At 62.6% G+C, this 12,113-nt stretch carries 8 protein-coding genes; 4 read left to right on the top strand and 4 right to left on the bottom strand.

Translation table 11 applies throughout. The annotated features are described in order from the left end of the window. Positions 1-129: 129 nt before the first annotated feature. Both HS968_RS05395 and HS968_RS05400 read left to right on the top strand, forming a co-directional pair. A complete protein-coding gene (locus HS968_RS05395; protein ID WP_182370473.1) occupies positions 130-3,846 on the top strand; it encodes a response regulator in 3,717 nt (1,238 codons plus the stop codon). A gap of 45 nt (positions 3,847-3,891) precedes the next feature. Beyond that, the gene (locus HS968_RS05400; protein ID WP_179625211.1) at positions 3,892-6,042 is read left to right on the top strand and encodes a putative bifunctional diguanylate cyclase/phosphodiesterase; all 2,151 of its coding nucleotides are present in this window, start codon (positions 3,892-3,894) and stop codon (positions 6,040-6,042) included. Between the two features lie 88 nt (positions 6,043-6,130). On the opposite strand, the gene HS968_RS05405 is transcribed toward HS968_RS05400, so the two are convergent. The 4 genes from HS968_RS05405 to HS968_RS26305 all read right to left on the bottom strand — a co-directional run bounded on the left by HS968_RS05405 (position 6,131) and on the right by HS968_RS26305 (position 10,735). Continuing rightward, positions 6,131-7,027 (bottom strand): acyltransferase, encoded by an 897-nt coding sequence (locus tag HS968_RS05405; RefSeq protein ID WP_182370475.1) that lies wholly within the window; start codon positions 7,025-7,027, stop codon positions 6,131-6,133. Between the two features lie 254 nt (positions 7,028-7,281). After that, positions 7,282-9,375 carry a phosphate acetyltransferase gene (gene pta, locus HS968_RS05410; RefSeq protein WP_119694749.1) on the bottom strand — a complete coding sequence of 698 codons (2,094 nt, stop codon included), beginning with the start codon at positions 9,373-9,375 and terminating at the stop codon, positions 7,282-7,284. 7 nt (positions 9,376-9,382) lie between these two features. Further along, positions 9,383-10,567, bottom strand: coding sequence for an acetate kinase (locus HS968_RS05415; RefSeq protein ID WP_182370477.1), 1,185 nt, complete (start codon positions 10,565-10,567; stop codon positions 9,383-9,385). Then, positions 10,568-10,735 carry a DUF3565 domain-containing protein gene (locus HS968_RS26305; protein ID WP_238338954.1) on the bottom strand — a complete coding sequence of 56 codons (168 nt, stop codon included), beginning with the start codon at positions 10,733-10,735 and terminating at the stop codon, positions 10,568-10,570. It abuts the gene before it with no gap. A gap of 141 nt (positions 10,736-10,876) precedes the next feature. Here HS968_RS26305 and HS968_RS05425 point away from each other — a divergent pair, with 141 nt between their 5' ends. Beyond that, positions 10,877-11,362, top strand: a complete 486-nt coding sequence (locus HS968_RS05425; RefSeq protein WP_106738981.1) for an FKBP-type peptidyl-prolyl cis-trans isomerase — start codon at positions 10,877-10,879, stop codon at positions 11,360-11,362. Positions 11,363-11,558: 196 nt separating this feature from the next. Further along, positions 11,559-12,044, top strand: a complete 486-nt coding sequence (locus HS968_RS05430) for a glutathione peroxidase (RefSeq protein WP_119694746.1) — start codon at positions 11,559-11,561, stop codon at positions 12,042-12,044. The last annotated feature ends 69 nt before the right edge of the window (positions 12,045-12,113 follow it).

The raw sequence follows: 12,113 nt of genomic DNA on the forward strand, positions 1-12,113 counted from the left end.
CCGCCTGTCGTGTCTCTCCTGGCAAAAGGCCAGCCATTCAAAAGCTGACTAGAATGCTTGCTGTGGTTCTGTGAAGTCCGCGTGCGGATGGCTCGTGCGCGTTGGTTCTGGATGACCGAGGGAGTGCGAATGGAAGACGGAGCTGTCGAGCGGCCGCCGAGGCCCTGGATACCGTTACTGGTTGCCTTGTGTCTGCTATTTGGGCTGGGAAGCCTGATTTTCTGGCAGTGGAGTACGCTGCAGAAACGAGAACTCGAAGACAGTCAGCACCGGTTCCAGCTCGAAGCGCAGGATATCGGCCAGCGAGTCGTGGCGCGGATGCAGGCATACGAGATGGTGCTGCGTGGGGTTTCCGGCCTGATGACCGGCAGCGACCGGGTTTCACCCGTCGAGTGGGAGCGCGCACTGGATCAACTGCAGCTGCAGGATCGCTATCCCGGCATCCAGGCTGTTGCCTGGTCACGTTTTCTGCTGCCTGAGCAACTCGCCGAGTTTCGCGCAGAGCTGCAGGCAGAAGGGCGCCTCGATTACCAGATGTTCCCAGCCGAGCAGCGCGATCATTATCTGCCTATCGACTACGTCAGCCCGCTGGACTGGCGTAATCGCCGGGTGCTGGGGTTCGACATGCTCAGCGAGGCGATCCGGCGAGAGGCCATCGAGCACAGCATCGACAGTGGCGAAGCCAGCCTGAGTGGGCCGGTGGTGCTGCGCCAGGAAATCGATGTCAACGTGCAGCAGGGCGTTCTGCTGTTTCTGCCGGTGTTTCGGCCCGGGCTGCCACTCAATTCCGCCGAGCAGCGCCGTGCCGCCTTGCTTGGCGTGGTGCACGGCGCCTTTCGTAGCCACGATCTGATGGAGGGCATCCTGGGTTCGCAGACCCGGCGTTTCGATATCGTTCTGAAGGATCTGCAAGCGCAGGATATCCAGCTACTCAGCGGCGAAACCCAGGCCAATGGTTGGAAGCCGCGCTTTCGCAATCATCTGGAACTGCCCTTGTATGGCCGCGTGTGGAGCCTGGATGTGATCGGTACGGTCGAGTACGAGCGCAGCCTGGTCGATCGTACGGGGACGCTGGGCTTATGGGCGGGGCTGGCCGCGGCATTGCTGTTGGCAATGCTGGTTGGCGGTTACCTCTATCAGCGCGAACGCAAACTGCACATCAGCGAAAAGGCGGCCGTCGAGTTGCAGGAGCGGGAAGAGCGTTTCCGCATGCTGGTAGAACGGCTACCGGTGGCGACGCTGCTGTGCGATGCCAAGGGGCGCATTGAAATGGCCAACCGCAGTGCGGCCGAGCTGTTCGATTGCACCCTCAACGGTTTGATCGGTGAGACGGTGCTGCGTGTGCTGCCCAACATCGAATCCCCGCAGGACTTGCTGGAGCAACTGAGCGAGAGCGACGAGCGCATGGTGCGTACGCTGCGCGGCGAGTCGATCCCGGTGAGTATCAGCCTCAATCCGCTGCATGAGGGCAGCAGCTATCTGATCAATCTGGTCGACCTGCGTGCACGTAAGGTGGCCGAGGAACGTTTCCGCCTGGTGGTAGAAGCTTCGCCCAACGCCATCGTGCTGGTGGATGGTCTGGGTCGTATCGCCATGGTCAATCGGCAGACCGAGCTGCTGTTCGGCTACGAGCGTCAGATGCTGCTTGGCGAACCAGTGGAAATGCTCCTGCCGGCGGCGCTGCGGGGTAGCCATGTGGCGATGCGTCGCGGCTACCAGGCGATGCCCGAGCAGCGGCGTATGGGCGGTAATCGTGAGCTGTTCGGTCAGCACCGCGAAGGCAAGATGATTCCGCTGGAGGTGGGGCTGTCGCCGATTCGCAGTGGCGACGAAAACCTGGTGCAGGCGGTGATCATCGACATCAGCGAGCGCAAGGCGGCCGAGCAGAAATTGCGCGAGCAGGCGGAGCAGCTGTTGCTGGCCAACCGCTACAAGTCCGAATTCCTCGCCAACATGTCCCATGAGCTGCGCACACCGCTCAACAGCATCCTGATCCTCAGCGACCAGTTGCGGCAGAACCTGGCAGGCAATCTCACCGAGAAACAGACCAAGCATGCCGACATCGTCCATCGCGCCGGCAGCGATCTGCTGCAACTGATCAATGATGTGCTCGACCTGGCCAAGGTCGAGTCCGGCCGCATGCAGCTCAAGCTCGAACCAATCAACGTGCAGGACGTGTTGGTGGAATTGGACGCCAGCTTGCGGCCGATGGCCGAGATCAAGGGGTTGCGCCTGCACACCCAGATCGAAGCCGGTGTGCCGCGGGTCATCCATACCGACCGTGTGCGCCTGCATCAGATCCTGCGCAACCTGCTATCCAACGCGCTGAAATTCACCGATCAGGGCGAGGTGACCTTGAGCGTCAGCAGCCAGGGGCGGCAGGAAGATGAGCGCGAGCTGTTGTGCTTCGCCGTGCGAGATAGCGGCATTGGTATCGATCCAGCGCAGCACGAGCAGGTATTCCACGCATTTCAACAAATCGACGGTTCCACCAGCCGCCGTTTTGGCGGAACCGGACTGGGCCTGGCCATCACTCGCCAACTGGTGCTGGCGCTCGATGGTGATATCCATTTGCAGAGTGCGCCGGGGCAGGGCTCCACCTTTACGGTTCGCTTGCCGGTGCAGACGGCGGCGATCACCATCGAGGCGCCTGTCGAAGGGCCGCAGCGAGCGGGCGACGGCCCGCCATTGTTGATCGTCGAGGACGATGCCAATTTCGCCTCGGTCATCGCCGAGGAGGCACACGCTCATGGTTTCTCCAGCGTTCACTGCCGTACAGGTTTGCAGGCTCTGGGTGTGCTGCAGCAGGAGTCGTTCAATGCCGTGATCCTCGACATCCTGCTGCCGGATCTCAGTGGTTGGCAGCTGTTTCGTCGCTTGCGTGCTCAGCCGAACCACCGTTACACGCCGGTTCACATCATCTCCTGCGTACCGCAGCCGGCTGGCTGGAACGACGATGGAACGCGCTACCTGGTCAAGCCCATTGGCCGTGATGAGTTGGAGCAGGTGTTTCTCGAACTGCAGCATGGCGCTGTGCAGGAACAGGCGTTGCTGCTGGTCGAGGATGTCGAGGTCGAGCGCGAGCACTATCGTGAACAGCTGACCAGCCTGGGTTTCCAGGTGACCGCCTGCGCCAATGGCGATCAGGCTCGCCTGGCCTACATGCAGGGGCAGTTCAGTGCCCTGGTGGTCGACCTCGACCTACCCGATCAGGATGGCTTCGCATTGCTCGACAGTCTCAATCAACTGCGCACGCTGCAGGGTACGCGTGTGGTCATCAACACCGGGGTGGACGTCAACCAGCAGACGCTGCAACGCCTGCGTCGCTACAGCGCGGTAGTGGTGCGTAAACATGGCGATGATACCGAGGCGTTGGGTCAGGCCGTACAGGGCTTCCTTGTTGACGTGCGCGCCCCTGAGCCGACGCATGCGCGGGTCAACCCGTTGCAGGGACGACGCATCCTGCTGGTGGATGACGACGTGCGTAACGTCTATGCGCTGACGGCATTGCTCGACGAAGTGGGGCTGCGTGTCAGCACGGCCAAGGACGGTCTCGAGGCCATCGCCAGTTATCAGCGCGATCCCTTCGACCTGATTCTGATGGATATGGCCATGCCCAACATGGACGGCTACACCGCCACGCGGTTGCTCAAGCAGGAGCACGGTTGTGTGATACCGATCATTGCGCTCACGGCTCATGCGATGAAGGGTGACCGTGAGAAATGCATCACGGCCGGAGCGGACGACTACATGGCCAAGCCGATCAAGCGTGATGAGCTGCTGGAGCTGCTGGAGCGCTGGCTGAGCATGCCGCCCGTGCCACCTCTCAGCAATGATCTAACCTGATAACAGGAGTTACCGGTGCAAGGGCAAAAGGACAGGGGAGTGACTATGGCCCAGGCGCAGAGCAAGACCGCCGCCGTGCCTGCCAAGCAAGTTCTGCTGGTGGTGGATGATCGTGCCGAAAATCTCGAGGCCATGCAGGCGCTGCTCGAGGATGGTGAGTGGGAGCTGCGCTGCGCTAGCTCGGGGGAGGAGGCGTTGCGTTGCCTGCTGGAAGAGGATGTCGGGTTGGTGCTGCTGGACGTGCAGATGCCCGGTATGGATGGTTTCGAAGTGGCCAGGTTGATGCGCGGCAACCCGCGTACACGATTGACGCCGATCATCTTCGTCTCGGCCATCGCCCAGACTCACGATGCAGTGTTGCGCGGATACAGCTCCGGTGCAGTGGATTTCGTTCTCAAACCCTTCGATCCATCCGTGTTGCGGCACAAGATTCACAGCCTGCTGGAGCATGAGCACAATCGTTGCGAGTTGCAGCAGCTATCCCAGCAGCTCGAACGTGCACGCGCCTTCAACGCCTCGGTATTGGACAACGCTGCCGAGGGCATCATGGTGGTTGGTGATGACGGCCGCATCCAGTTCGCCAATCCGGCGATGGCGCAGATGCTCGATGGTGACGTCTGTGACCTTGAGGGTTCGGAGTTGCTGTCGTTTCTCAAGAATCCAGCGGTAGAGGGTGGTTGGCAGAACTCTGAGTTCTTCCTCCACTTCAAGCGTGAAGCGACCTATCGCGTACACGAAGCGATGATGCGTACGCTCAAGGGCGGTTGCGTTCCAGTGGCGCTGTCCTGTTCACCGCTGCCGCGCCTGCAGCACGCCATGGTGGTGATCGCGCTGGACATGTCGGTGGTGCGCAATCTGCACGCTCAGCTGGAGTCCCAGGCGGTGACCGACTCGCTGACCGGCCTGCTCAATCGCCGAGGCTTCCACCAGGCGTTGGAGTCGGCGCTGGCGCGCATCGAACGCAGTGGCCAGCGGGTTGCGGTGCTTTATCTGGATCTCGATGGCTTCAAGCGGATCAACGACTCGCTGGGGCACGATGTCGGCGATCAGTTGTTGCGACGCGTAGGCGAGCAACTCAAAGCCTGCTTGCGCCCCTATGACAGCCTGGCGCGTATCGGTGGCGACGAATTCACCGCGTTGCTGGATAACCTCGGCCATCCGGAGGACGCCGCCAAGGTGGCGGAGAAGCTGATCGAGCTGGTGTCGGTACGGCATACACTCGACGGCGTGGATTTCACCCTGGGTGCCAGCGTAGGCATCGCCTGCTTCCCTGAGTGTGGGCAGAGTGTCGAGGGCTTGCTGCGTTCCGCTGATATGGCGATGTACGAGGCCAAGCGCGCTGGGCGCCAGCAATACCGCTTCTTCTCCCCGGAAATGAACGGCAGGGCGCGGTCGCGCCTGATGCTCGAGGAGAGCTTGCGCCACGCCATCGAAAACGATGATTTCGTGCTGGTGTATCAGCCGCAGTTTCAGTTGGGGACGGGACGACTGCGCGGCTTCGAAGCCCTGCTGCGCTGGCAGCACCGCGTTGCCGGTACCGTGGCGCCCAATGTGTTCATCCCGCTGCTGGAAGAGACCCGGCTGATCAACCGCGTGGGCGAGTGGATCTTCCGTGAGGGCGCGCGGCAGCTCGCCGCGTTCAAGCGTCAGTTCGGGGAGGAGTTGGTGCTCAGTCTCAACGTCAGCCCGGTACAGTTCGGCATGCCGCAGCTGGTGGCGGATCTGCAGCGCGTTTTGGAGATTCATGGCCTCAAGCCCAGCCAGCTGGAGGTGGAAGTCACCGAAAGCGCGCTCATGCAGGATCTGGAGCTGACCCAGGCGCAACTGCGCCATCTGCGTGAACTGGGCGTGAAGATCGCCATCGACGACTTCGGTACCGGGTATTCGTCCCTGGCCTACCTGCGTCACTTCGAGCTGGATACGCTGAAGATCGATCGCCTGTTCATCGCCAATATGCTCGACTCACCACGCGATGCTGCGGTAGTCAGCACCATCATCGACCTGGGCCATCACCTGGGGCTGGAGGTGATCGCCGAGGGCGTCGAAACGCAGGCTCAGCGTGAATGGCTGGTGCAACACCGTTGCAGCATCATGCAGGGCTTTCTGGTGGCGCCGGGAATATCGGCCGATGCGGCGATGCAGGTGCCGGCACTGCTGGAATGGGACAAGCTGCCGCTAGCCGGGCCGAAACCTTAGGGCACGCAGGGTTGCTAGGCCCGCCGCGGTGAAAGGTTCAGGTGCGCACGGCGCACCCTACCGTAGCCAGGAACGCCGAGGTCAGTACTTACGCTCTCCGGCCAAGCTCGGTCAGCTCGGCATCCTTCTCTTCCCACAGGCGATTGACCCACTGCTGGAACGCCAGGCGGTAGCTTTCGTCCTGGTCGTAGTTACGGCCAATGAATTCGCGCGGAATCTCGACCTGTTTGAAACGTACCTGCACCGCATCGAGGCGGCCGCAGAGGATGTCCCAGAAACCGGGTACGCCATGCGGATAGTGGATGGTGACATTGACGATGGCGTGCAACTGCTCGCCCATCGCGTCGAGAACGAAGGCAATGCCGCCGGCCTTGGGTTTGAGCAGGTGCTTGAACGGTGATTTCTGCTGCGCGTGCTTGGCCGGGGTCAGGCGAGTGCCTTCCAGGAAGTTGAACACTGCCACCGGGTTGGTCTTGTAGCGCTCGCAGGCCTTGCGGGTAGTGGCCAGATCCTGGCCGCGTTTCTCCGGGTGTTTGGCCAGGTACTCCTTGCTGAAGCGCTTCATGAAGGGAAACTCCAGCGCCCACCAGCACAGGCCGATCACCGGCACCCAGATCAGTTCCTGCTTGAGGAAGAACTTCAGCAGCGGCATGCGCTGGTTGAGCAGGTACTGCAGCACCAGGATGTCCACCCAGCTCTGGTGGTTGCTGGTCACCAGATAGGAATGACGGGTATCGAAGCGCTCCAGGCCTTTGACGTCCCACTCGATGTGGCCGACCAGGCGCATCCAGAACTTGTTGACGCCTATCCAGCTCTCGGCGATGCCGTGCATGATGAAGCGCAGCGCGCGTTGGATCGGGGCGAATGGCAGCAGCAGCTTGAGCAGGGCGACGAAGAACAGTGGCCAGCACCAGAACAGGGTGTTGAGAGCCAGCAGCAGGCTCGCGATCATGCCACGCAGTGGCGCGGGAAGAAAGTGCAGCATCGGGCGAACGCCTCCGTAAGCAGGCTGCACGCCCGGCGGGCAGCCTGAGAATGGGGGCTTTCTCTGCGCCCCGTATCGGTCGAAAGAGCTGCAGCGTTCCGTGCGGCGAGCTGGTTCGGCGCCAAGGTTAACGGTTGTGCACTGACCTGCAAGTGCCAGCTTTGACCACAAGGTTCCCATGGCCGGTAGGGTGCGCTGTGCGCACCGGAAATGCGCTCGACATTCGGTGCGCGCAGCGCACCCTACCAGAACCTTCACTCCGGCTGGTCGGCCGCCTGAATCGCCGTCAGCGCGATGGTGAACACGATGTCATCGACCAGGGCACCGCGTGACAGATCGTTCACCGGCTTGCGCAGGCCCTGCAGCATGGGGCCAACGCTGATGCAGTCGGCACTGCGTTGCACCGCCTTGTAGGTGGTGTTACCGGTGTTCAGGTCGGGGAACACGAACACCGTGGCGCGGCCGGCCACTGGGCTGTTCGGCGCTTTTTGCCGGCCGACGCTTTCGATGGCCGCCGCGTCGTATTGCAGCGGGCCGTCGAGCAACAGCTCCGGGCGCTTCTCACGGGCGAGACGAGTTGCGGCGCGTACCTTTTCCACCTCTTCGCCGCTGCCGGAATCGCCAGTGGAATAGCTGATCATGGCCACCCGTGGGGGGATGCCGAAAGCTTGCGCCGACTTCGCGCTTTGCAGGGCGATCTCCGCCAGTTGCTCGGCATTCGGATCCGGGTTCACCGCGCAGTCACCGTAGACCAGTACCTGATCCGGCAGGAGCATGAAGAATACCGAGGACACCAGGTTGTAGCCGGGCGCGGTCTTGATCAACTGCAGTGCCGGGCGGATGGTATTGGCAGTGGTATGGACTGCGCCGGACACCAGGCCGTCTACCTCGTCCAGGGCCAGCATCATGGTGCCGAGTACGACCGTGTCTTCGAGCTGAGCTTCGGCCATCGGTGCATTGAGACCCTTGCCCTTACGCAGCTCGACCATGGGCTCGACATAACGGCCACGAATCAGATCCGGGTCGAGAATTTCCAGCCCTTCCGGCAGATCGATGCCCTGGGAGCGCGCGACCGCTTGCACTTCCTCCGGCTTGGCCAGCAGCACGCAACGGGCGATGCCGCGTGCCTGGCAAATAGCGGCGGCCTGTACGGTACGCGGCTCGGCGCCTTCAGGCAGGACGATGCGTTTGGCGGCGGCCTTGGCCCGCTGCACCAGCTGGTAGCGGAAGGCTGGGGGCGACAGGCGCAGCTCGCGCGGAGTACCGCAGCGCGCGCTCAGCCAGTCGTGGTCGATGTGGCTGGCGACGAAGTCGGAGACCTTCTCCGCGCGCTCGCGGTCGTCCAGCGGGATTTCCTTGTTCAGGCGGTTGAGGTTGGTGGCGGTGTCGTAGGAGCCGGTACCGACCGTCATCACCGGCAGGCCGCTGGCCAGGGCGCCCTGGCACAATTCCATGATGCGCGGGTCGGGCACGAAATCACTGCACAGCAGCAGACCGGCCAACGGCACACCGTTCATCGCCGCCAGGCTGGCGGAGAGGATGATGTCGTCACGGTCGCCTGGCGTGACCACCAGGGTTCCGGGTTTGAGCAACTGCACGCTGTTGGCCACGGCGCGTGCGCAGAGCACGATCTTCATCATGCGCCGCTGTTCGTAGTCACCGGCGTTGAGGATGCGTGCGCCGAGCAGTTCGGCGACGTCCTTGGTGCGCGGCGCGTTCAGTTCGTCGCGCCAGGGAATGCAGCCGAGCAGGCGAAAGTCGTCGGTCTTGAGCAGCGGCGAGAGTTCCTGCAACTGCTCGGTGAAGGCCTCGATACCGTCCTCGTTGCGCACCTTGTTGAGGATCACGCCGAGCACCTTGGGGTCTTTCGGGCCGCCGAATTGCTGGGCCTGAATCTCGATGCGATCCGAGAGTTCGGTGAGGTTCTCGTCTTCCGGGGCGCTGACCAGAATCACGTCGGCGTCCAGGCTCTTGGCCAGGTGAAAATTGACCCGCGCGGCATAGCTGGCGTGGCGGGTGGGCACCATGCCCTCGACGATCACCACGTCCTTGTCGGCAGCCGCCTGGTGGTAAAGGCTGATGATTTCCTCGAGCAGCTCATCCAGATGGCCGTCACCGAGCATGCGTTCGACATGGCTGAGAGGCAGCGGCTTGGGCGAGTGCAGGCCATGGGTGCGGGCGATCAGCTCGCTGGAACGTTCCGGGCCGAGATCGCCGGCGTGCGGCTGGGCGATGGGCTTGAAGAAGCCGACCTTGAGGCCGCTGCGCTCCAGAGCGCCGACCAGGCCCAGGCTGATGGAAGTCAGGCCGACGCCGAAACCGGTGGGGGCAATGAAAAAGGTATGCATGTGAGCCTCAGTCGAGCAGGGCGAGAGTATCGAGCGCGATCTGGCGCTCCTCGTTGGTTGGCACCACCAGAACGCGCGGATGGCCGTGTGCATGGATGGCGCCTGCGATGCCACGTACGCAGCGGGCGTTGGCCTGGGCGTCGAGTTTCAGCCCGAGCAGGCCAAGGTGGTCGAGGGTCTTGCTGCGGATCAGTGCCGAGTTCTCGCCGATGCCGCCGGTGAAGATCAGCCCGTCCAGGCGCTGCAGTGCGCAGCTCATGGATGCCAGCGACTTGGCCAGGCGGTAGCAGAACACTTCGATGGCCAAGGTAGCGCCGGCATGGCCCTGTTCACGCGCCTGTTCCAGCGCGCGCATGTCGTTGGACAGGCCGGACAGACCGAGCAGACCGCTTTCCTTGTTGAGCATGGCGTCGACTCGCTCCAGGCTCCAGCCCAGGGCGCGAGCCAGGTGGCTGTGCAGATTGGGATCGACGTCGCCGCTGCGCGTGCCCATCACCAGACCTTCCAGCGGTGTCAGGCCCATGCTGGTGTCGCGGCTGTGACCGTTCTCGATGGCGCAGGTGGAGCAGCCATTGCCCAGGTGGGCGACCAGCCAGCTGCTGCCATCGGAAGGCAACTCGCTCATTTCGGCGGCTTTCTGGCTGACGTAGCGATGGCTGGTACCGTGGAAGCCGTAACGGCGTACGCCGTGGTCGCGGTACAGCGCCTCCGGCACGGCATAACGATAGGCGTGCTCAGGCAGGCTCTGGTGAAAAGCGGTGTCGAATACGGCGACCTGTACCAGGCTGGGGAACAGTTTCATCGCGGCTTCGATACCGAGCAGGTTGGCCGGATTGTGCAGCGGCGCCAGCGGTGCGACCTGACGGATGGCCAGCAGGCTGACGTCATCCAGGCGACAGGCCCCGGAGAAGTGTTCACCGCCATGCACCACGCGGTGGCCGATGCCGTGCAACTGACCGTCCGCGACGCGCTGGACGATGGGCAGCAGGTGCGAAAGTGCCAGTCGGTGATCGGCGCCGGCGATCACCAGGCTGTCCTTGTGCTCGCCCTGTTGCCAGTGCAGTACCGCTTCAGGGCTACCGAGGCGTTCGGCCAGGCCGCTCAGGGGGAATTGCTCCTCGGCCTCGTTGACCAAGGCGAACTTGATCGACGAGCTGCCGCAGTTGATCACCAGAATGTTGCGTGCAGACATTTAAGCTTCCTTGAATTCGTCATTCGACCTCTCCCGGGCGCACCAGCCGCAGGGAAAGGGACAGCCCAGGCGTGCTTGGCGCTGAGCCGGATCGAGTATCCAGTCGCGATTTTGCCAGGGTGGGCGATGACGTACATGTTGAGTATGACCACAAGATAAGACTGCCACCCAATCGCCATGCTCGTCCTGACGAAAATCAAGCAGGTGCGCCGTGGCCGTCGCTGGCCGTTTGTCTGGGGTCGGGTCGCATTCACGGGCAGCCTTGGTTAAACTCGACCGTTCATCATTCTTCTGCAAAAGGTCTCACCCATGCTGATCGCCGCCAACAAGGCAGTCTCCATCGACTATACCCTGACCAACGATGCCGGTGAGGTGATCGACAGCTCGGCTGGCGGCGCTCCGCTGGTCTATCTGCATGGTGCAGGCAACATCATCGCCGGTCTCGAGAAGGCCCTGGTCGGCAAGCAGGTTGGCGACGAGCTGGACGTATCCGTCGAGCCGGAAGAAGCCTACGGCGAATACAGTGCCGAGCTGGTCGCCACCCTGAGCCGCGCCATGTTCGAAGGCGTCGACACCCTGGAAGTGGGCATGCAGTTCCACGCTTCCGGCCCGGACGGCAGCATGCAGATCGTCACCATCCGCGACATCGACGGCGACGACGTGACCGTCGACGGCAACCACCCGCTGGCTGGCCAGCGCCTGAACTTCAAGGTCAAGGTCGTCAATGTGCGTGACGCCAGCCAGGAAGAAGTGGCCCACGGCCACATCCACGGCGAAGGTGGTCATCACCACTGAGTGACGCCAGGGCCTGCTCGCAGGCTCCCAGGCGACTTGCGGTCGTTCCTTCTCGTGGAACCACTGCTAAGCTCAAGCTTGCGATAAAGGCGCCCTAGGGCGCCTTTTTCATGCATGCCGGCTGCTTGCTGAAGCAGCATTATCCGAAGTCAGGGGCCTGTGCCCTGTTGCACTGAATTCGCTGAGGAAGTTCGTCATGAGTGCCTTTCACGATCTCAATCTGCGTGCGCTGGACGGCCAGGAACTGCCGTTGGCGCCCTACAAGGGCCAGGTGGTTCTGGTGGTCAACGTCGCCTCGAAGTGCGGCCTGACGCCCCAGTACGCCGGGCTGGAGAAACTCTATCAGCAGTACAAGGGCAGCGGTTTCACCGTGCTGGGCCTGCCCTGCAACCAGTTCGCCGGGCAGGAGCCAGGCAGTGAGGAGGAGATTCGTGAGTTCTGCAGCCTCAATTACGGCGTGACCTTCCCGCTTGGCAGCAAGATGGAGGTCAACGGCCCAGGCCGCCATCCGCTGTATCGTCTGCTGGCGGGCGAAGGCGCGGAATTCCCTGGCGACATTACCTGGAATTTCGAGAAGTTCCTGGTTGGTCAGGACGGTCGTGTGCTGGCCCGCTTCTCGCCGCGCACTGCGCCGGATGATCCGGCGTTGATCCAGGCCATCGAGAAAGCGCTCGGTCTTTAAACCCCCGGGGCGCGGCAGATCGGCCAATCACTCGGCCGTTTTCTCCCGCGCCCTTGTTCATCCGCTCTT

The sequence above is a fragment of the Pseudomonas berkeleyensis genome (genome assembly GCF_014109765.1).
Lineage (GTDB): Bacteria > Pseudomonadota > Gammaproteobacteria > Pseudomonadales > Pseudomonadaceae > Aquipseudomonas > Aquipseudomonas berkeleyensis.